17 protein-coding genes and 1 riboswitch are annotated in these 20,100 nt (G+C 71.5%); of the genes, 11 read left to right on the plus strand and 6 right to left on the minus strand.

Features of this window, described 5'->3' with window-relative positions; all coding sequences use genetic code 11:
- Positions 1 to 130: 130 nt before the first annotated feature.
- On the minus strand, positions 131 to 1,210 hold the full coding sequence (gene hisC / locus ACIQE0_RS09290; protein ID WP_366334955.1) for a histidinol-phosphate transaminase: 1,080 nt from the start codon (positions 1,208 to 1,210) through the stop codon (positions 131 to 133).
- A 396-nt stretch (positions 1,211 to 1,606) separates the two neighbouring features.
- On the opposite strand from hisC, the gene ACIQE0_RS09295 reads away from it, so the two are divergent.
- From ACIQE0_RS09295 to ACIQE0_RS09315, 5 genes are all read left to right on the plus strand, one after another.
- Positions 1,607 to 2,707, plus strand: a complete 1,101-nt coding sequence (locus ACIQE0_RS09295; protein ID WP_366334953.1) for a LacI family DNA-binding transcriptional regulator — start codon at positions 1,607 to 1,609, stop codon at positions 2,705 to 2,707.
- Between the two features lie 269 nt (positions 2,708 to 2,976).
- Positions 2,977 to 4,023, plus strand: a complete 1,047-nt coding sequence (locus tag ACIQE0_RS09300) for a metallophosphoesterase (RefSeq protein WP_402330167.1) — start codon at positions 2,977 to 2,979, stop codon at positions 4,021 to 4,023.
- A gap of 210 nt (positions 4,024 to 4,233) precedes the next feature.
- The gene (locus ACIQE0_RS09305) at positions 4,234 to 5,016 is read left to right on the plus strand and encodes a hypothetical protein (protein WP_402330169.1); all 783 of its coding nucleotides are present in this window, start codon (positions 4,234 to 4,236) and stop codon (positions 5,014 to 5,016) included.
- 79 nt (positions 5,017 to 5,095) lie between these two features.
- Positions 5,096 to 5,455: a hypothetical protein gene (locus ACIQE0_RS09310; protein ID WP_402330171.1), complete on the plus strand. Its 360-nt coding sequence runs from the start codon at positions 5,096 to 5,098 to the stop codon at positions 5,453 to 5,455.
- Positions 5,456 to 5,468: 13 nt separating this feature from the next.
- Positions 5,469 to 10,208, plus strand: coding sequence for a caspase family protein (locus ACIQE0_RS09315; RefSeq protein WP_402330172.1), 4,740 nt, complete (start codon positions 5,469 to 5,471; stop codon positions 10,206 to 10,208).
- Between the two features lie 84 nt (positions 10,209 to 10,292).
- Here the strand turns inward: ACIQE0_RS09315 and thiC are convergent, their stop codons facing one another.
- On the minus strand, positions 10,293 to 12,080 hold the full coding sequence (gene thiC, locus ACIQE0_RS09320) for a phosphomethylpyrimidine synthase ThiC (protein ID WP_366334943.1): 1,788 nt from the start codon (positions 12,078 to 12,080) through the stop codon (positions 10,293 to 10,295).
- Positions 12,075 to 12,231, minus strand: a riboswitch (TPP riboswitch). Its footprint overlaps the gene before it by 6 nt.
- A 70-nt stretch (positions 12,232 to 12,301) precedes the next feature.
- On the opposite strand from thiC, the gene ACIQE0_RS09325 reads away from it, so the two are divergent.
- Positions 12,302 to 13,618: a YibE/F family protein gene (locus tag ACIQE0_RS09325; RefSeq protein ID WP_402330173.1), complete on the plus strand. Its 1,317-nt coding sequence runs from the start codon at positions 12,302 to 12,304 to the stop codon at positions 13,616 to 13,618.
- A 152-nt stretch (positions 13,619 to 13,770) separates the two neighbouring features.
- Here ACIQE0_RS09325 and ACIQE0_RS09330 read toward each other — a convergent pair whose 3' ends face one another.
- The 4 genes from ACIQE0_RS09330 to ACIQE0_RS09345 form a co-directional block, all read right to left on the minus strand.
- A complete protein-coding gene (locus tag ACIQE0_RS09330) occupies positions 13,771 to 14,193 on the minus strand; it encodes an SsgA family sporulation/cell division regulator (protein WP_384093234.1) in 423 nt (140 codons plus the stop codon).
- A gap of 104 nt (positions 14,194 to 14,297) precedes the next feature.
- The gene (locus ACIQE0_RS09335) at positions 14,298 to 15,074 is read right to left on the minus strand and encodes an IclR family transcriptional regulator C-terminal domain-containing protein (protein ID WP_366334938.1); all 777 of its coding nucleotides are present in this window, start codon (positions 15,072 to 15,074) and stop codon (positions 14,298 to 14,300) included.
- Positions 15,075 to 15,523: 449 nt separating this feature from the next.
- Positions 15,524 to 15,745 carry a DUF5326 family protein gene (locus ACIQE0_RS09340; protein ID WP_366334936.1) on the minus strand — a complete coding sequence of 74 codons (222 nt, stop codon included), beginning with the start codon at positions 15,743 to 15,745 and terminating at the stop codon, positions 15,524 to 15,526.
- A 199-nt stretch (positions 15,746 to 15,944) separates the two neighbouring features.
- Positions 15,945 to 16,262: a cupin domain-containing protein gene (locus ACIQE0_RS09345; RefSeq protein WP_366334934.1), complete on the minus strand. Its 318-nt coding sequence runs from the start codon at positions 16,260 to 16,262 to the stop codon at positions 15,945 to 15,947.
- A 48-nt stretch (positions 16,263 to 16,310) separates the two neighbouring features.
- Here ACIQE0_RS09345 and ACIQE0_RS09350 point away from each other — a divergent pair, with 48 nt between their 5' ends.
- The 5 genes from ACIQE0_RS09350 (at position 16,311) to ACIQE0_RS09370 (ending at position 20,097) form a co-directional block, all read left to right on the plus strand.
- A complete protein-coding gene (locus ACIQE0_RS09350) occupies positions 16,311 to 16,688 on the plus strand; it encodes a phage holin family protein (RefSeq protein WP_366334932.1) in 378 nt (125 codons plus the stop codon).
- Between the two features lie 3 nt (positions 16,689 to 16,691).
- On the plus strand, positions 16,692 to 17,258 hold the full coding sequence (locus ACIQE0_RS09355) for a low molecular weight protein-tyrosine-phosphatase (protein ID WP_402330177.1): 567 nt from the start codon (positions 16,692 to 16,694) through the stop codon (positions 17,256 to 17,258).
- A complete protein-coding gene (locus tag ACIQE0_RS09360; RefSeq protein ID WP_402330178.1) occupies positions 17,255 to 18,379 on the plus strand; it encodes a cystathionine gamma-lyase in 1,125 nt (374 codons plus the stop codon). Before ACIQE0_RS09355 ends, ACIQE0_RS09360 begins: the two co-directional genes overlap by 4 nt.
- A gap of 287 nt (positions 18,380 to 18,666) precedes the next feature.
- Positions 18,667 to 19,563 carry a LysR family transcriptional regulator gene (locus ACIQE0_RS09365; RefSeq protein ID WP_402330180.1) on the plus strand — a complete coding sequence of 299 codons (897 nt, stop codon included), beginning with the start codon at positions 18,667 to 18,669 and terminating at the stop codon, positions 19,561 to 19,563.
- 54 nt (positions 19,564 to 19,617) lie between these two features.
- Positions 19,618 to 20,097, plus strand: coding sequence for an NUDIX domain-containing protein (locus tag ACIQE0_RS09370; RefSeq protein ID WP_384093219.1), 480 nt, complete (start codon positions 19,618 to 19,620; stop codon positions 20,095 to 20,097).
- Positions 20,098 to 20,100 lie beyond the last annotated feature (3 nt).

A 20,100-nucleotide genomic window follows, 5' to 3' on the forward strand; every position in this document is an offset into this window, starting at 1 on the left:
CCGACCACCGCCCGCCCCCAACCGGCCTGCGGCCAGACGCACTTGAGGCCGCGGATCCAGCGGATCCGCGGCCTCACAGGACACCGCCGCGACGAGGGCGACCACACGGCCCCCGACCGGCCAAGGACGGCTACAGCGCCTTGCGGAACTCCTCCGCCGCCGCCAGGAACAGGTCCATCGCCGGCTTCTCCCCGATCGTCACCCGCACGCCCTCGCCGGGGAACGGCCGCACGACCACCCCGGCCCGCTCGCACGCCCCGGCGAACTCGGTCGTCCGGTCCCCCAGCCGCAGCCAGACGAAGTTCGCCTCCGACACCGGGACGGTCCACCCCTGGGCCACCAGCCCGTCGTACACCCGGGTCCGCTCGGCGACCAGCGCATCGACCCGCTCCAGCAGCGCCGCCTCGCTGCGCAGCGACGCCACCGCCGCCTCCTGCGCGAGCTGGCTCACCCCGAACGGCACCGCCGTCTTGCGCAGCGCGGCGGCCACCTCCGGGTGCGCCACCGCGAAGCCGACCCGCAGCCCCGCCAGCCCGTACGCCTTGGAAAACGTGCGCAGCACACACACGTTGGGGCGGTCCCGGTAGAGCTCGATCCCGTCCGGCACGTCCTCGTCGCGGATGAACTCGCGGTACGCCTCGTCCAGCACCACCAGGATGCCGTCCGGCACGCGGTCCAGGAAGGACTCCAGTTCCGCACGGCGCACGACGGTGCCGGTGGGGTTGTTGGGATTGCAGACGAAGATCAGCCGGGTCCGGTCGGTGATCGCCGCCAGCATCGCCTCCAGGTCGTGCACCTCACCGGAGGTCAGCGGCACCTGCACGGGCGTCGCACCGGAGACCTGGGTGACGATCGGGTACGCCTCGAACGACCGCCAGGCGTAGATCACTTCGTCGCCGGGGCCGGCCGTCGACTGGACCAGCTGCTGGGCCACCCCGACCGAACCGGTGCCCGTCGCCAGGTGCGCCAGCGGCACGGAGAACCGGTCGGCCAGCTCCGCCATCAGCCCCGTACATGCCATGTCGGGGTAGCGGTTGAACGATCCGGCGGCCGCCACCGCGCTCTCCAGGACGCCCGGCAGCGGCGGATAGGGGTTCTCGTTGGAGGACAGCTTGTAGGCCACCGGACCGCCGGCCGCCGCCGGCCGCCCGGGCTTGTAGGTGGGGATGCCGTCCAGCGCAGCACGCAGCCTCGGGGTCTTCTCGCTCACCGCAGGTCCTCCTCAACCGTCCCTCTCGACTCCAATACTGCACACCTTATGAGGATTCCCCCCGCCGGCGGCAGGCCCCCGAGAAGACCGGGCTTCCACCGGCACCACCCGAGCGGACACCGGGTGCACATCTCTGGGGAGCGCTAGCCGGCGTGGCGCGCGCTGGTGGCTCGCTCCGTAGCGCGCGTCCCTCGTCAAGGTGACTTGAGACCGCATCGAGACGCGGGTGATTCACCAGGTGGGGTGACGTCTCTTCCCCTTGATTGATCGTCGAAATCCACAACTTCCTTGTGTTGCAAGGGAGTTGACGGTTGATCACCATGCATAAACGTGCCTTCTCACCGTCGTCATCGGCCACCCGCGAATGGCCGTAGCGAGCCCTACTATCGGCTCGCCATGACAGCAGCAGGGAAGCACCAGGTGGGCCGGTCGACCGGTCGCCGGCTGGGACGCGCGGGCATTCGGGACGTGGCCGCCGCAGCCGGCGTATCGATCACGACTGTCTCCGACGCGCTCAACGGCAAGGGCCGGCTTCCGGATGCCACCCGTAGCCATGTCCGCGAGGTGGCCGACCGGCTGGGCTACCGCCCATCCGCCGCCGCCCGCACGCTCCGTACCGGCAAGTCCGGCCTCATCGGCCTGACCGTGACCACATACGGGGATGAACCTTTCACCTTCACCGAGTTCGCGTACTTCGCGGAGATGGCCAGAGCCGCCACCTCCGCCGCGCTGGCCCGCGGCTACGCCCTGGTCATCCTGCCCGCGACCTCCCGGCACGACGTCTGGTCCAACGTCGCCCTCGACGGCACCGTCGTGATCGATCCGGCCGACGGCGACCCCGTCGTCACCGAGCTGGTCCGGCACGGCATCCCCGTCGTCTCCGACGGCCGTCCCGGCGGCACCCTGCCGGTCACCGGCTGGGTCGACAACGACCACGAGGCGGCCGTCCTCGGCCTGCTCGACCATCTCGCCGAGGCCGGCGCCCGCCGCATCGGGCTGCTCACGGGCACCACCACCGACACCTACACCCGGCTGTCGACCACCGCCTATCTGCACTGGTGCGAGCGGGTCGGCCAGGACCCCGTCTACGAGTCCTACCCCGCGTTCGACCCGCGGGCGGGCGCCGTGGCCGCGGACCGGCTGCTGGCCCGCCCGGACCGCCCGGACGCGGTGTACGGACTCTTCGACCCCAACGGCACCGACCTGCTGGCCGCGGCCCGCCGCTACGGCCTGCGCGTACCGGACGACCTGCTGCTGGTCTGCTGCAGCGAGTCCACGGTCTACGCCACCACCGACCCGCCGATCACCACGCTCTCCCTGAAACCGCGGCGCATCGGCACCGCCGTGGTCCAGATCCTGATCGACGCCATCGAGGGGCTCGGCGGCAGCTGCCCGGTCGAGCAGGTGATACCGACCGACCTGATCGTGCGTACCTCTTCCCAGCGCCGCTCCCCGCGCACGACCGTCAGCCCACCGCGGGGCCCGACCCACGACTGAGCGTGCGCCCGGCTCGGCGGGCCGGGCGCACCGAACCGGCTCAAGGCACCCGGCCCGCCGAGGAAATACCGGATGATCCCGGGAGAAATCCATCGCGAACGCCGGTCTCCGCAGGATTGATCACCCCCGGGTGCGTCACAACCCGCGAGCGGCGTTCCTATGATGGGCGCACGACACCGCGGACCGCCGTCGACCAGGCAAAGGTCCGAGAGGTGCACGGCGGCGCAACGGTGGAGGGGCCGATGACTCAGGGGGCCGGTCAAGGACCCATGGTGTGGACCACAGGGGCACAGCCTCCGGCGCCCGTTCCGCCGCCCGGACCACCGCTCACCGCGCCCGTCGCGCCCCCGGTCGCGCCCCCCGCCGCGCCGCCGGCCGAGCCGCCCGAGGACTACACCCCGACCGCCCGCGACCTGCCGGTCATCACCCGCACGGACACCCTCATCGACCAGCCGTCCGTGCTGTCCCTGCCCGATGCGGCGCCCGCCCCCGACGGCCTGGGCCCGCTGTACGTCGTCGGCGACGTGCACGGCTACTACGACGAGCTGCGCGTCGCGTTGGAGGCCGAGGGGCTGATCGACGCCGACGGCAGATGGGCGGCCGGCAACGCCCGCCTCTGGTTCCTCGGCGACTTCACCGACCGCGGTCCGGACGGGATCGGCGTCATCGACCTGGTCATGCAGCTCTCCGCCGAGGCCGCGGCGGCCGGCGGCTACTGCAAGGCCCTGATGGGCAACCACGAACTGCTGCTGCTCGGTGCCAAGCGGTTCGGCGACACCCCCGTCCAGTCCGGCGCGGGCACCGCCTCCTTCCAGGCGGCGTGGCTCCTCAACGGCGGCCAGAAGAACGACATGGACCGGCTGGAGGACCACCACCTCCAGTGGATGGCCCGGCTGGACGCCGTGATGGAGGAGGACGGGCACCTGCTCGTGCACTCCGACACCACCGCCTACCTCGAATACGGCGCCTCCATCGAGGAGGTCAACGACACCGTCCACGACGTGCTGACGCGCAGCGACGCCGACGAAGTCTGGGACCTCTTCCGCAAGTTCACCAAGCGGTTCGCCTTCCGCGACGAGACCGCCGGCGCGCAGGCCGTCCGGGAACTGCTCGACGCCTACGGCGGCAACCGCCTGGTGCACGGGCACAGCCCCATCCCGTACCTGCTCGGCCAGGTAGGCGGGGAGGACGGCGAGGACGACGGGGTCGCGGTGGACGGTCCGCACGTCTACGCGGACGGTCTGGCCATCGCCATGGACGGCGGGATCACGATGGCCGGAAAGCTGCTGGTCTGCCAACTGCCGCTGGCCGGCTGACGGTTCATCGGGCGGCCGGGCACCGCTCCGTCGGGTGGACCGGTCGGCCGGAGTCCGGTCATGGCCGCGCGCAAATTCCGCAAACTCCCTGACACCCCCCACCACGGGCGCTCTACCATCGGGCTGCCCGTAGCAGGCTCTCCTCCGTTTCCCGCCCGGAGCCCGGTCCCGGCCGGCCCGTACGGCGCTACGGAGCATCGGGGGACCCATATGAACAGCGCTCCGCACCTGCTGAACGAGGACCGCGCGGAATTCGAGCGGCTCCTTGATGAGACGCTGCGCACCGCCGCCTACCGCCCGGACGACCCCCCGGCCGCCGCCGAACACCGCCTCGACGCGGCCCAGTTGCGCGCGATGGCGCTCAGCGCGACCGGCGCCATCGCCGGCTGCGCGGCGGCCGAATACCAGCGCTACATACGGCTGCGCGCCGAGTCGCGCGCCCCGGCGCCCGGCGCGTCCGCCCCCGGCGCGGGCGGTCCGGCAGCGGACAGCGAGGGCGGCGAACCGGCCACCGCGGACGACGATCCGGCCGCCGATGCGACCGGTTTCGGCCTTGCCGCGATGGTCACCGTCCTCGTTCCGGTGCTCGCCGGGATCGCGGCCGTCCTCTTCCTCGTCCTGGGCTATGTGCTGCGCGCCGTCGACCCGGATCCGGCCGTCTCCCGGCCGCTGGTCAGCGTCGGCTGGATCTTCGCACTGCTGGCCGCCGCCGGTGCGCTGGTCGCCATGGGCTGCATGGTCGTCACCGCGCTGCGCAACGGCGCGTCCCGGGACGGCGCGGCAACGGAGCGGGCCGCCGCGCTGGACAGCGCCCACGACGCCTGGCGGCAGGCCCTCCTGGAGCGCGGGCTGCTGCCCTTCCTCCGCGAGGCCCTGGCCGCTCCCCCGGCCGACACCGCGGGCGGCCTCACGTCCCATGGCAGCGCCCCTGAAAGCGATGCGGGATCACCACGGCCGCCTTCCCTCAACGATCCACAGGCGCCGGGGAGATGATGCACAACCGCAGTCAGCGACAACGCAGAGCGCTATGCTGATCTACTGCTCATAGATCTCATACCTGGGGGGCGTTTCGGTGCGGTTTACCCTGACCTGCGACGAGGGCATCGACGAAGATCTGACCTCCCTCCTGGAGACGCTCCAACGGCATGCGCACGGAGCCGCTCTGAAGCCCCAGCTGCTGGCGAAGCCCGGCGCCCCCGGGGACATGGGCGCACTGCACGACGCGGTCGTCTTCGCCGGCGAGAACCGCGAGTTGATCGAAACGGCGTTCTCCGTGTTCGCCGCCTGGCTGGAGGCGCGCTTCCGGCCGAGCGTGTGGACCGTGACCAACGGCACCCGCACGGTGACGGTGAAGACCGCGAAGCTGACCGAGGAGGACCTGCGGGCTCTGTCGTCACTCCTGGACGAGGGCACGGAGTCCGACGACCACTGAAGCGAGTACCGAGTTGGCCACGACGGGTGAGCCCGCGCCCTTTGACCCGGCGCGATCACGAGCTGTCCTCATCGGGTGTTCCACCTATCATCACCGCCTCAAAGAGGACGGGCTCGATGACCTGCCCTCGGTGCAGCACAGCCTCAACGCCATGCTCGACCTCCTGGACGAGTGGGGACTGCCCAGCCGTAACTGCGACACCATCAGCGACCGGAACGGCCCGCTGACCACGGACACCATCCGGGGAGCCGTGCGCAATGCCGCCCTGCGGCCGCCCGAGCGCTCGGATCTCCTGCTCGTCTACTTCTCGGGGCACGGCTACACGATCCCTCCTTCCGAGGAGCTGTACCTCGCGCTCAGCAAGACCGAGTCCGTCATGGACCCCCACGGCAGCATGGCCTTCAGCCACGTCGCCGACATCCTCCAGAGCCCGCAGGTCCAGGCCGATCACATCGTCGTGATCCTGGACTGCTGCCATGCGGGCGCGGCCGTCTCCCATGTGCGTCCGACCCTGCACACGCCCGGCGAGACGGGCGGGCGCATCGCGCTGCTGGTGGCGGCCGACAAGGGGTTGAAGGCGAAGTCGCCCACCGAGGACGGGCCGAGCTTCTTCACCGGTGCGTTCGTCGAGGCCGCCCGGCGGCCCGCTCCGCGCGGCGGTCGCCACCTGAGCCTCAGCGATCTCGCCCAGTCCGTGAAGCAGCAGGTGGAGGAGTACAACGAGGGTTTGGGGCCGCTGGACCTGAAGCGGGTACCGACACCGCTCACGCTGCACGGCTCCGCGGCGGACCACCCCTGGCTCCCCAACACGGCGCACATACCCGGCAGTTCGGCGGACGCCTCCCCCGCGTCCCCGGCACCGGAGCAGCCCGCGGCACCGGGCGGCACGGCCTCCGGGGCCGCGGCCCGTCCCGAGGAGGCCACGGCCCCGGCCGACGCCGCCCCGCCGGCCGAGGAGCCGGCTCCGTCCGGGCTGAACTGGCCGTGGGACTATCCCGCGCCGCTGCGCCCCGTGCTCCCGCGGCCGAAGGAGTTCGGCCGGCTCCAGGTCCGGTCCCGGCCGGGGAGCGTGGTGCCGATCACCGGTGAGCCGGGCGTCGGCAAGAAATGCCTCACCGAAGCCTTCCTGCGGGCGCCGGACGGCTCACGCGCGGCCATGCCCAAGAACCCCTATGTGCTGCGGCTCGACCTCGACCCCATCCGCTACCAGAGCCCCGTCCCGGCGCTGCGCGCCCTCCAGTTCGCCCTGGGGCTGAACCGCTACCGCAGCGGCGGCACCCCGGTGGACACCGACTTCGCGGCGTCCCGGGAGCAGGCGGTGGCGGAGCTGGCCCGACGGGTCGGCGGGCGGCCCCTGGTCGTGTACATCACCTTCCGCACGACGCGCTCCGAGCGTCGCCAGATCCACGACGACCTGGAACGGCTGCTGGCCTACCCGATCTTCCGCGACGCCATGGTCCTGGTCGTCTCCGCCCGGGATCTGGAGGGGCTCACCGGGGCCGGCCAGCTTCTGCCGGCGGCGGCGGTGAACGTACCTCCGCTCAGCCCGGAGCAGGCCGCCGAGCTGGTGGAACTCCTGCTGAAGGAACGGGACATCACCGGCGTCGACCCCGCCGCGGCGCTGCGGCTGTCCGGTGAGGAGTCCATCGCGTTCCGCCCGACGGTGCTGACGCACGCCGTGGCCGGCCTCGACCTCCGGCTGAGTGCCGGCGGCGCGGAACCGCACGACGGCATGCTCGCCGAGGAGATCCGCCGCGCCGCCCACTACGTGGTCGGGCCGGCACTCGTCGAATCGGGCTGCCGGCTCGAGGAGGGCTCCGCCCCGGGCGCGCTCGCCTTCCTGCTCGCCTGGACGCAGCTGGGCTCACCGCCGCTCTCCGTGACCGCGCTGCCCACGGCGCTGGCTCCCCTGCAACGGGCCGTCCCCTGGCTGCGCAAGTCGGGTGTGCTCGTCGACAGCGTGCCGGGGGACACCTCGAAGGTGGCCGTCAGCCCGGCCGCCGCGGAGGCGTTCAAGGAGATCCACCGGCGGCTCCAGCTGCCGCCCGAGGACCGGTTCTGGGAGCACCACCTTCCGGCCTTCCTGCTGGGGGAGCCGGAGCCCACCGAGGCACGGGCGGACCAGATCGTCGGCGACGCCACGGCCCGCCTGCTCGACCACGTCCATGACTTCGCCGGTGCGGACAGCAGGGAGGAGGGCGGTTTCCACGTCGTGCGCGCGCTGGAGCGGGCGCTCGACGAGCTCGACGACCTGCCGGAGAGCCCGCCCGCGGTGGAGTGGCCCCGCACCCGCTCGGTCGTGGTGACCAACCTCCTCGCCCTCTCCGACGAGGCGCCGATCCTCGCGGTCGACCTCAAGGACGCCGAGGCCGAACTCGTCGCGATCCGCCGGCGCCTGGACGACCCGTCCGTCCGCGGGACGCTCTCCGGAGTGCGGCTGGGCATCGCGCAGATCAACGTCCTGTCCCGGTTCTCGCCCGAGACACCGGGCATCCACGACAGCCTCTCCCAGGTGCTCACCCAGCTCTGGGGAGAGATCGTCCGGCAGCCGCTCCTCAGCCATGAGGACATCAACACGCTCGACCGCCTGACCGTCATGTGCGCGCGCCGTTTCGACATGGCCGGCGACGTGGTCAACTTCCGCGGCCTGGTGCTGGACTACGTGTCCGACACGGTCATCCAGGACTACTCCCTCGGCCGGGCGAGCCGCACCCTCGCCCTCGCGGGCTGGGGGCTGGGCACCGCCGAACTCACCGACGACGAGGAGGAGCACCGCCGGATAGCGCGGCGCGGCCGGTCCCTGCTGGACAGCCTGGAGGAGGGGATCAGGGCCGCGCCCAGCGGCGGGCTGCGGAACCTGATGCACCGGCTCAGCCTGCTCCAGGCCAGGACGAGCACCGATCCGCAGGAGACGGCGGGGCATCTGATCGATGCCTGCCGGCACGGGCAGCGGTTCGACCAGCCCCGGGTCTGGCGCGCGCACGAGGACGTCCTCGACCGCATCCTCCACCGCGAAGACGCCGAAGAGGTGCTCGGTACGCTGCTCGCCCTCCTCCTGACGGTCGAGGACGACGCCTACGAGGAGACCATCGAGCCGAACACCCGCTGGCGGGCCGCCTCCCAGGCGACCAACATCTACAAGAAGCTCCGCACCGCGCTCCCCGCCCAGGAGCGGCTCGCGGCGCTGAAGCGGGTCGCCCGGTTCGCGGCCTCCACCTGGTCCAGCGCCGAGGCCCAAGCGGTGTTCGGCTCCTTCTTCATCCCCGTCACGGCCTCGGCCCGGGAGGCGCAAGGCGAGCACCGCGAGGTGCTGCGCGATCTCAGGGAGCTGAAGGCGAGCCTGGACCGGGCGCTCGTGGACAACCCGAGCTGGATGGTGGTGCGGAGCTGGCTGACCATCGTCTCCATGCTGCGCGAGCGGTCCTGGTCCGCGGCGCTCGCCGAATCCGCCGGGCCGGAGCTCCGGCGGTGGAGCGGCATCGTGCGGGCCAACGCCGACACCGGGAATCCGGAGGCCTGGGAGATCTTCTGCGGCTTCGACCTCCTGCACGAGGCGGAGTCCCCGCTCGCCCTGCCGGGTCCGCGCCTCCTTCGCCCCACCCCCGCCGGCGACCAGGCCCCGCCGCTGCGCCGTGCGTACGAGGAACGCCGCGCCACGATCGACCTCTTCGAGCGGACGCACGGGCAGAGCGTCACCTGGTTCAGGATGCACAACGCCGTGGAGCAACAGGTCCTTCACGAGGAGGCGGCCACCACCGGGCGGAGCATCGACGCGGACGCCGTCGAGCGCGTCTACAGCCTGCTGGGTGGCAAGGAACTGCGCCCCACGGCCGAGTTCCGGATCATCAAGGCGCAGGACCAGCTGGCGGCCTGGCTGTTCGCCAAGGCCGCGAAGTCCGCCGATCTCAAGCTCCGGGCCGTGCCCGAGCACAAGCTCGGCGAGCTGGTCTGCACCCGTGCGGACGCCCTTCTCCGGCAGGCCGTGTGGGAGCTGCATCCCGGAGAGCTCCAGAGCCGCCTGCTGGAGACCGCGCGCCGGGAGCTCGCCGAGCTGCCGCATGCCGCCCCCGGGCACTGGAGCTCGGTGCTGCGCCTGCGCACGGCGCGGGCCTACGCCCCGTCACTCGCTCCTCAGCTCGGCGCCCTGGCCGAGCTGGACGCCCTGTTCACCGACGAGGACAGCGCCGGCTTCCTGGAGTTGGCGGCGGCCCTCACCGACCTGGGGGAGCGGACCTCCAGCGCCGAACGGCAGCCCTTCACGGCGCGGCTGGAGGCGTTCGGAGCCAATGTCGACTCGGTCCATCAACTCGCGCTGTTCCACCTCGAACAGGCCGAATGGCTCTGTGGGTTCGTACCGCTGAAGTGGCACCCGGACCACAGCGACCCGTCCTTCCGCCTGCCCTCCGGAGTGCGGGAGGAGGAACGCCTCGCACGGAGTCTGCTGAGCGCGTGGTCGTGCTTCAACGCGGTGGTCTGGCTGGACCCGGACGACTGGTCCCGCCGGGTCCAGACGGCCGTGGGGCAGGGACGCCTGCTGGCCCTGGCGTCGCTGGTCTGGGGCACCGGGGCGGGCGAGGTGCTGGGCCTGGGGCAGGGGTACCCGGGCTCCGCCGAGGACCTCGGGCACGCGTTCCTCGACTTCGCCGCCCGGCACTCCACCAGCCGCTGCCGGTTCGCGGCGCTGCGGTTCCTGGACGTGCTGAGCGGCCGGCTCTCGGCGTCGGCCCGGTCCGACGTCCGCGAGGCCGACTGATCCGCGCCGGGGGCCGGCCGGTCCCGAGGCCGGTGACGTGAGGGCGGAGGCTCAGGGAGAGCCCCCGCCCTCACGTCCGCCGATTCAGTCGGCCAACGGCAGATAGACGCGGTTGCCGGCCGCCGCGAACTCCCTGGACTTCTCCAGCATTCCGGCCCGGATCTCCTCGGGGCTCGCGCCCTGACCACCGCCGAACTGCTCGGTGATGCTTCGGCTGATCTTCATCGAGCAGAACTTCGGCCCGCACATCGAGCAGAAGTGGGCCGTCTTGGCCGGCTCGGCGGGCAGCGTCGCGTCATGGAAGGCGCGTGCGGTGTCCGGGTCGAGGGCCAGGTTGAACTGGTCCTCCCAGCGGAACTCGAAGCGGGCGTCGGAAAGCGCGTCGTCCCATTCCTGGGCGCCCGGGTGGCCCTTGGCCAGGTCCGCCGCGTGGGCCGCGATCTTGTACGTGATGACGCCGGTCTTGACGTCGTCGCGGTCCGGGAGGCCCAGGTGCTCCTTGGGCGTGACGTAGCAGAGCATCGCGGTGCCCCACCAGGCGATCATCGCGGCGCCGATACCGGAGGTGATGTGGTCGTAGGCGGGCGCGATGTCGGTGGTGAGCGGGCCGAGCGTGTAGAACGGGGCCTCCTCGCAGATCTCCTGCTGGAGGTCGATGTTCTCCTTGATCTTGTGCATCGGGACGTGGCCCGGGCCCTCGATCATGGTCTGCACGCCGTGCCGCTTGGCGACGGTGTTCAGCTCGCCGAGCGTCCTCAACTCGGCGAACTGCGCCTCGTCGTTGGCGTCCGCGATGGAGCCGGGGCGCAGGCCGTCACCGAGCGAGAAGGTGACGTCGTAGGCGGCGAGGATGTCGCAGAGTTCCTCGAAGTGGGTGTAGAGGAACGACTCCTGATGGTGCGCCAGGCACCAGGCCGCCATGATCGAGCCGCCGCGGGAGACGATGCCGGTCTTGCGGTTGGCGGTGAGCGGGACGTAGCGGAGCAGCACACCGGCGTGCACCGTCATGTAGTCGACGCCCTGCTCGGCCTGCTCGATGATGGTGTCCTTGTAGATCTCCCAGGTCAGCTCCTCGGCCTTGCCGTCGACCTTCTCCAGGGCCTGGTAGAGGGGGACGGTGCCGATGGGCACGGGGGAGTTGCGGAGCACCCACTCGCGGGTGGTGTGGATGTTGCGGCCGGTGGAGAGGTCCATGACCGTGTCGGCGCCCCAGCGGGTCGCCCAGGTCATCTTCTCCACCTCCTCCTCGATCGACGAAGTGACCGCGGAATTGCCGATGTTGGCGTTCACCTTCACCAGGAAGTTCTTGCCGATGATCATCGGCTCGATCTCCGGGTGGTTGATGTTGGCCGGCAGCACCGCGCGCCCGGCCGCGATCTCGTCGCGCACGAACTCCGGGCTCACGTTCTCGCGGACGGCGACGTACTCCATCTCCGCGGTGATCTCGCCGCGTTGGGCGTATGCGAGCTGGGTGACCGGGGCACCGTCCCGGCCGCGGCGCGGCTGACGCGGCCGGCCCGGGAAGACCGCGTCGAGGTTCCGCAGGCCCCCGCGCGGTGAGGTGTGCTTGATCCCGTCGTCCTCGGGCCGCATCGGGCGGCCCGCGTACTCCTCGGTGTCGCCGCGGGCGATGATCCAGTTCTCCCGCAGCGGCGCCAGACCGCGGCGGACATCGGTTTCGATATGGGGGTCGGTGTACGGCCCTGACGTGTCGTAGAGCGTCACGTCCTTGCCGTTGGTGAGGTGCACCCGCCGGACCGGGACCCGGAGGTCCGGACGCGATCCGGAGACATAGCCCTTGTGCCAGCCGATCCCCGGCTTCTCGCCGTCGGTCGAGGCGCTTTCGGGCGTGCGTGCATCCTGCAGAGTCATAAAGACCCAACTCCCTACGCCGGCATTACCCGGTAACAGGTTCGGCGGTCGACGCAGCGGCTTCCGTCGAGCGGTGTTTCACGTGAAACACCGCGGGGACGGAGGTCAGCGCCCTCTCAGCCCGGTGCTCCGAGCTCCCGCGATTGCAAAGGTGGCACCACGGTAGCGGCCGATGCGGCGGCGTGAACAGGGGCCCCACGGGTTCTTGCAATGATCGGGCGATGAGCCCTCCCGAAGCCCTGCACGCCCCCGCCGCCCCTGCGCACACCCACAGCCATGGGCCGGCCACCCCGGTCTCCCGGCATCTGCGCAAGGTCATCGCCGCGGTTCTGATCCCGTTCGCGGCCGCCGTCGTGATCGGTCTGCTCGTCCTCTGGCCCGGTGGCGCGCCCTCGCACAAACCGTCCGGTGTGGGCTTCGACCAGCCCACGGAAAGCGCCCGGATCACCAAGGTCGAGGAGGTGGACTGCGCGGCGGTGCACGCCGAGCAGCCCGCCGCCCCCGGAGGCCGGCCGGGGGCCGGGGGCGCGGCCCGGGACAAACCCTGCGAACAGGCGACGGTCAGGGTGACCACGGGGGAGAACACCGGCCGGACCTTCCAGACAGTGGTGACGCCGGACGCCCTGCGCCACTACACAACCGGTCAGGACGTGGTCGTCTCCTACTCCCCCAAGGCGCCGAAGGAACTCCAGTACGCGGTGACCGACGTCGACCGCACCGTTCCGATGTGGGTGCTGGCCGGGATCTTTGCCTTCGCAGTGGTGATCATCGGGCGACTGCGCGGGGTGCTGGCGCTGGTGGCGCTGGCGGCCAGCTTCGGCCTGCTGACGGTCTTCATCCTGCCGGCGATCCTCCAGGGCTCCGATCCGCTGGTGGTGGCGATGGTCGGCGGCAGCGCGATCATGCTGATCGCGCTCTACCTGAGCCACGGGCTGACGGCCCGTACGTCCGTGGCGGTGCTCGGCACCCTCGTCTCGCTGCTCCTCATCGGGCTGCTGGGCTCGGTGTTCATCAACTGGGCGCTGCTGACCGGCAACACGGACGACACCACGGGCCTGGTGCACGGGCTGTACCCGGACATCGAGATCCGCGGCCTGCTGCTGGCGAGCGTCATCATCGGTTCGCTGGGGGTGCTCGACGATGTGACGGTGACCCAGACGGCCGCGGTGTGGGAGCTCAAGGACGCGGATCCGTCGGCGGGTTGGCGCAAGCTGTACGGGGCGGCGATGCGGATCGGGCGCGACCATATCGCCTCCGTGGTGAACACCCTGGTCATGGCCTACGCGGGCGCCGCACTGCCGCTGCTCCTGCTGTTCTCGATCGCGCAGAGCAGCGTCGGCACGGTCGCCAGTAGCGAGGTGGTCGCGGAGGAGATCGTCCGCACCCTCGTGGGCAGCATCGGGCTGGTCGCGTCGGTGCCGGTGACGACCCTGCTGGCGGCCCTGGTGGTCTCGGCGGACCGCCCGGGGCCGGGCGGTGCGGACGCCGGAGGACGAGGCGGGCGCCGGGCCGCGCGGGGACGGCGCCGCAAGCGCTGAGCGCGCCGCACCGGGGGCGGGGCGATCCGGTGCGGCGGAGGCCGGCGAAGTGCCGGGAGCACGGCGGGTGTTGGGGTGTCGGGGCAGCGGCGGGCGGTGCCCGGCCGAGCGGCCGTGACGACGGGATGGAGCGGCACCGGCGGCCGGTGGGATCACCCGGCCCGGGCCTCCGTCAGGATCCGGTCCAGCGCGGCGTCCAGGGTGTCGCAGACCTCTTCCTTGCCGAGCGGAACGATCCGGTCCGTGCGGTCCAGGAAGGCGACCAGCGGCGGCGCACTGGCCCGGAACAGGGCGCGCTCGGCGCCGACTTGGAGGCTGATGTAGACGTCGCCGAGGTGCTCGGGGGAGGACGGCTCGACTCTCACGTCCCCCTCGCCGGCCGGGCGGCTCAGCCCGTCCAGCAGTAGCTCGCGGCCGAACACCCAGGTCACGGGCGCATCGCCGGGAAGGTCGAAGGTGAGGCGGACGGCGTAGGGGTCGCCGCTGTCGAAATCCAATTCCACCGGGATCCGGAAGGCGAGTTCCTCCGAGACAAGGAAGCTCATGATCACTTCTGCCTGAACCGTGTCGTTCATCAACCACTGCCCCGCACTTGATCGGAGATGGCCGGGAATCATCCCCTGAAGCCCTATTGACGCCATCGTCGGTCACGTGCAGGCAGATCACAAGGAGTGAGTTTTCAGATACTGATAGAGAAGGCGAGTGTCGTTAGTACCCTCTCCGCCTTTTTTCGTAGTCGGTTCGTAACTGTCTGCAATCGGTGCACTTCCGTCGCAGGAAGAGAAACCGCCAGCGCGGCGGCGGCCGAGCCGACCCGAATGGGGATAGCCGAACACACCGTGCCCAAGGCATATTCCTGGCGCTCGTAGGCGACTTGACCGCGACGCACCGTAGCCAGCCGATTCATCAGATCGCCCTCGGAACGCACCGAGAACGGCGTCATCGACTGCACGGGATAGCGCGCCAGATGTTCTTTCCGGGCCTCTTCGTCGAGCTGCGCCAGCAGGCACTGCCCGATCGCATGGGCATGGGCGGTGGAGCGGAAGTCGACCCATTGCTCGACCGGCGGCCGCGCCGGATCATCGGTTATCGCCACCACTTCCACCTCGCCCTCCCGATAGACGGCGAAGTAGACGGCGGCGCCCAGTTCGCGGCCCGCCGCGGCCAGCACGTCGGCCAGCTCGCTGCGCCGCCGCCGTGCGACCCCGGCCCGGCCGATGGCCTCGGCGGCCTCCCCGAGGACGAAGACACCGTTCTCCCGGCGCAGATAGCCCTCGTGGGTCATCGTCCGCAGCAGGTGGTAGGCGGTGGGGAGCGGGATCCCCGCCTCTCGCGCCAGTTGTTTGGCGGGCGCGCCGCCGTCGTGCGCGGCCACCGCCTCCAGGAGCCGCAGCGCCCGCTGCACCGACCCGATCAGGGTGGGATGCGTGCCGGACTCGTCGTTGTCGATCGCCAACGCCAACCCCCACGTCCGAGCGCCTTGGTCCCGCGGCCCCGGCCACGGGAACCGCTCCCGCGACCGCGCGTCTCCCAGGACGTCCGACCCGACGCCCGGCCCGCTCGCTCGGAGCATTCCGGAACATCGGCATCCGGAAGACGCCTGCGCTCCGCACTCTAGCCCGGCCGGTCCGCAACATCAGCCGAAAGCCCGGGAGTTACCCCCGGCCGGGCATCCCGCCGGCGCCGATGACCGAACGGAACGCCGCACCGCCTCACGGTGAGCAGGCGCAACGTCCTGGGTGCCGGTCCCCCGGGGACGGCCGGCGGTCCGTCCTCCGAACCGCGTTCGACTCCGTCGCGGGATGTCGGCCCGGGCCGAGAACGCCGGACGCCCTGCTCCCGGGTGGGGGGCAGGGCGTCATCGGGCGGTGCGGGTCGGACAGTACCGGTCGGTCGGGACGCGGCCTACCAGTCGCTCTTCGACGAGGACGAGGAACCGGTGAACCTGCGCACGAGGTAGATGACACCGGCGATCAGGGCCGCCGCGACCAGCACCTTGAAGAGCAGGCCGATCAGGAAGCCGAGTGCGGTGGTGATCAGTCCGCCGAAGACGACGATCAGGATGACGGGCACCACGACCCAGGTGACCCACCACGGAAGCCCTGCGAGTATCCCCTTACCAGCCACTGCTCTGCCCTGCTTTCTGTCTGTCGCGATCTAGTCGGTCTCTGCCGCTCCGGTGGCACCGTCTGCGATCCGCGTCTGCCGCACCGCGTTTCCGGTTCCCCTGTACACCAACGATGCTAGGCGGCCCGAAGCCTCCGCGGGGGCCCGACAGCCCCGGCTCGCCCCTGAGCCGACCCCTACGGGTTCCGGGGTCCGCCCCTCAGCTTTCGGGCGGAGAGAACACCACCACGACCCGGAGGTCCTCGCTGATGTGGTGGAACTTGTGGGGCACCCCGGCGGGCACGTAGACGACGCTGCCGCGCGCCACCGACTCCGTCTCCGCCCCCACGGTGATCGCCCCGCGGCCGCTCACCACCAGGTACACCTCGTCCTGACCGTGCGGCTGCTGCGGGTCGACGGACCCGGCGTCCAACGCGTACAGCCCCACCGACATATTGCGTTCCCGAAGGAACTGGAGATACGCGCCGTCGTTCGCGACCCGTTCCGCTTCCAGTTCGTCCAGTCGGAAAGCCTTCATGCCGTTCGCACCTCTCACCGGTCTGCTGTCGTCTGCGACGATCTCACCATGAAGCATTTCCTGGTCAAGACGCTCGCCAATGCCGCGGCCCTGGCCGTGGCCATCTGGCTCCTCAAAGGCATCACGCTCACCGGCGAGAACACCGGCCGCAAGGTGCTCACGCTGATTCTGGTGGCGCTGATCTTCGGGCTGGTCAACTTCCTCGTGAAGCCCGTGGTGAAGGTGCTCTCCTTCCCCCTCTTCGTTCTCACCCTCGGCCTGATCACACTGGTCGTGAACGCACTGATGCTCCTGCTGACCTCCTGGCTCGCCGGCAAGGTCGACCTCGCCTTCCATGTGGACGGCTTCTGGGCGGCGCTGCTCGGCGGCGTGATCGTCTCCGTCGTCTCCTGGGCGATGCACGTGATCCTCCCCGACAAGGACTGACGCTTGACCACCCCCTACCGCGTCTGCTTCGTCTGCACCGGCAACATATGCCGTTCGCCGATGGCCGAGTCCGTCTTCCGTGCCCGCATCGCGGAGGACGGTCTCGACGCGCTGGTCGAGACCGACAGCGCCGGCACCGGCGGCTGGCACGAAGGCGACGGAGCCGACCCCCGCACCATCGCCGTCCTGCGCGACGGCGGCTATCCGACCGCGCACACCGCCCGGCAGTTCCGCGCTTCCTGGTTCGCCCGCCGCGACCTGGTCATCGCGCTCGACTCGGGCCATCTGCACGAGCTGCGCCGGCTGGCCCCCACCCCCGAGGACGCCGCCAAGGTCCACCTGCTGCGCGCCTACAGCTGCGGCACGGGCCCGGCCGCCGGCCCTTCCGACCTCGACGTGCCGGACCCGTACTTCGGCGGCTTCGCCGGCTTCGAGGAATGCCTGGAGATGATCGAGGGGGCCTGCGACGGCCTCCTGGAGGCGGTCCGCGCCGAGGTCACCTCCGGCGCGCCCGGTCCCGCCGAGCCGCGTCCGGGCCTGCACCACCCCCACCACAAGGAGAGCGCATGACCGGCGACGGCACCCGTGCGGTGCGGGCCGGGCTCCCGGAGCCCGAGGCCCATGAACCGACCCTCCCCGGCCCGGTGTTCGCCGCCCACTTCCACCTCCCCGGCGAGGCCACCGGCCCGTACACCTACGGCCGCGACACCAACCCCACCTGGACCCGGCTGGAAGCCGCCATCGGCGAGCTGGAATCGCCGGACGAGCCCGCACACACCGTCGCCTTCGCCTCCGGGATGGCGGCGATCACCGCCGTGCTCTTCTCCCACCTGCGCACCGGCGACGCGGTGGTGCTCCCCGACGACGGCTATCAGCTCCTGCCCGCGGTCCGCACCCGCCTGGAGAGCTACGGCATCGAGGTCCGCACCGCGCCCACCGCCGCCGACGCCCAGCTCGACGTCCTCGACGGCGCCCGGCTGCTGTGGATCGAGTCGCCCTCCAACCCGGGCCTGGACGTCTGCGACATCCGGCGGCTGGCGGACGCGGCACACGCCCGCGGTGCGCTGGTCGCCGTGGACAACACCCTGGCCACCCCGCTCGGCCAGCGCCCGCTGGACCTCGGCGCGGACTTCTCGGTCGCCAGCGGCACCAAGGCCCTGACCGGCCACGGCGATGTCCTGCTGGGGTACGTCACCACCCGGGACGCCGCGCTGGCCGACGGCGTCCGGCTGTGGCGCAAGACGGTCGGCGCCATCCCCGGCCCCATGGAGAGCTGGCTCGCGCACCGCTCGCTCGCCACCCTGGCGCTGCGCGTCCGCCAGCAGTCCGAGGGCGCCCTGGCGGTGGCCACCGCGCTGAGCGCCCGCCCCGAGGTCACCGGGCTGCGCCACCCCGGCCTGCCGACGGACCCGTCGCACGCCCTGGCCATCCGGCAGATGCGCCCCGGCAGCTTCGGCTGCGTGGTCTCCTTCGTTCTCCCCGACACGGCGCACGCGGAGCGGTTCCTGGCCGCGCTGACGCTGGTGGACAACGCGACCAGCTTCGGCGGCGTACGCTCCACCGCCGAACGCCGGGCCCGCTGGGGCGGCGACAACGTGCCGGAGGGCTTCATCCGCCTCTCCGTCGGCGTGGAGGAACCACCGGACCTGGTCGCCGATGTCCTGCGAGCACTGGACGCGGCGAAGGCGTAGCGCCGCGGTGAGTGGAGGGGCGGAGCCGAACGGTGCGCGCGTACATGCCGCCAACTCCCCGATGCAGAAAGGCCGGCAGGGTATCCCCCCTCGTCACCCTGCCGGCCCGGCGGCTCCCGTGAGCCCGGCCCGGTTGGTCGACGGGCCGGCTGTTTCACGTGAAACGAACCGCTTCGACAAGGCTAGTTGACTGAGCGTCAGTGTCCAATCACGCTAGCGGCACAGTCCTATCGACAAATTTATAGTTGGCCCGCGACCAGGCTTTCGAGGGGCGCAGGAGGTACGCGATGGACCTGACGCTGCTGCGCACCTTCGTCACGGTCCACCGGGCCGGCTCGTTCACCCGGGCCGCCGCGCTCCTCGGGCTCTCCCAGCCGGCGGTGACCAGCCATATCCGCACACTGGAGCGCCAGTTGGGGCGCCCGTTGTTCGTCCGTTGCGCCCGTGGCGTCACCGCCACCACCGTCGGCGACGAACTCGCCCACAAGGTCGCGCCCCACCTCGACGCCCTCACCGAGATCACCGAGGCGGGCCTGGACCAGGACTCCGCCACCCGCACGCTCCACCTCGGCGGCCCCCCGGAGTTCACCGCCGAGCGCGCCTTACCCGCGCTGAGCCCGCTCATCGCCCAGGGCCTGTCCCTGCGCACCGCCTTCGGCGATGCCGACGAGCTGCTGGACGGCCTGGCCGCCGGCCACCACGACCTGACCGTCACCACCACCCGGCCGCGCGGCGGACTGCTCACCGCCACCCCGCTCTGCGACGAGGAACACGTCCTGGTCGCCGCGCCCCGCTGGGCGGCCCGGCTGGGCGGCCCCGACGTCGTCCGGGCCGGCGGCGTCCGCGTCCTCGACCCGGTCCCGCTGGTCGAGGTCCACGAGAGCCTGCCGCTGATCGCCCGCTACTGGGCCGCCGTCTTCGACGCCGAACCCGCCGTCTCCGCCGCGGTCGTCGCCGGCGATCTGCGGGCGGTGCTGTCCTGCGTCGCGGCGGGCGCGGGGCTGGCCGTCCTGCCTCGCTACCTGTGCGCCGAAGCGCTGGACAGCGGCGCGGTGGTGGCCCTCCTGGACCCGCCGGTGCCCCCGCTGCGCACCTACTTCCTGGCCGTGCGCACCGGCACGCTGGGGCTGCCGCACATCGCGCGGGCGCACGAGTGGCTGCTGCGGACCGCGGCCCACTGGTGACGTGAGCGGTGAGACAGGGGTTTCACGCCGCCGCGACTGCGGCATCTGTCCCCTATGACCGTACGGCCAGTCGTCAAACGCACCGCCCGCGCGATCCTGCTCGACGGAGCGGATCTGGTACTGATCAAGCGCACCAAGCCGGGCCGGGCTCCGTACTGGATCACTCCCGGCGGTGGCGTGGAGCCGGAGGACGCCACCGTCGTCGAGGCCCTCCACCGCGAGCTGGACGAGGAACTGGGCGCCAAGGTCACCGATGTGGTGCCGGTCTTCGTCGACACCGTCGAGCACCTCACCGACGGCGGGGTGGACGGCGTCAAGGTGCAGCACTTCTTCGTCTGCCGGCTGGAGTCGATGGACCCGTCCCGCCGGCACGGCCCCGAGGTCGAGGAGCCGTGCGGCGAGTACGAGATCGTGCGGGTGCCCTTCACCCGGGTCGGGATCGCCTCGGTCGACGTCGTCCCGCTGTCCCTGCGGCACTACCTGGACGGCAACATCGAGGGCGTGCGCGCGATGCACGCCCCCGATCTGGGCTAGGGC

It is taken from the genome of Streptomyces sp. NPDC093097, assembly GCF_044754325.1.
Taxonomy (GTDB): domain Bacteria; phylum Actinomycetota; class Actinomycetes; order Streptomycetales; family Streptomycetaceae; genus Streptomyces.

Coding starts and splice junctions, on each gene's coding strand:
- ACIQE0_RS09330 (WP_384093234.1), bottom strand. CDS start 14,193: ATGAACGACACGGTTCAGGCAGAAGTGATCATGAGCTTCCTTGTCTCG.
- ACIQE0_RS09300 (WP_402330167.1), top strand. CDS start 2,977: ATGGTGTGGACCACAGGGGCACAGCCTCCGGCGCCCGTTCCGCCGCCC.
- ACIQE0_RS09370 (WP_384093219.1), top strand. CDS start 19,618: ATGACCGTACGGCCAGTCGTCAAACGCACCGCCCGCGCGATCCTGCTC.
- ACIQE0_RS09345 (WP_366334934.1), bottom strand. CDS start 16,262: ATGAAGGCTTTCCGACTGGACGAACTGGAAGCGGAACGGGTCGCGAAC.
- ACIQE0_RS09295 (WP_366334953.1), top strand. CDS start 1,607: ATGACAGCAGCAGGGAAGCACCAGGTGGGCCGGTCGACCGGTCGCCGG.
- ACIQE0_RS09365 (WP_402330180.1), top strand. CDS start 18,667: ATGGACCTGACGCTGCTGCGCACCTTCGTCACGGTCCACCGGGCCGGC.
- ACIQE0_RS09350 (WP_366334932.1), top strand. CDS start 16,311: ATGAAGCATTTCCTGGTCAAGACGCTCGCCAATGCCGCGGCCCTGGCC.
- ACIQE0_RS09325 (WP_402330173.1), top strand. CDS start 12,302: ATGAGCCCTCCCGAAGCCCTGCACGCCCCCGCCGCCCCTGCGCACACC.
- ACIQE0_RS09360 (WP_402330178.1), top strand. CDS start 17,255: ATGACCGGCGACGGCACCCGTGCGGTGCGGGCCGGGCTCCCGGAGCCC.
- thiC (WP_366334943.1), bottom strand. CDS start 12,080: ATGACTCTGCAGGATGCACGCACGCCCGAAAGCGCCTCGACCGACGGC.
- ACIQE0_RS09305 (WP_402330169.1), top strand. CDS start 4,234: ATGAACAGCGCTCCGCACCTGCTGAACGAGGACCGCGCGGAATTCGAG.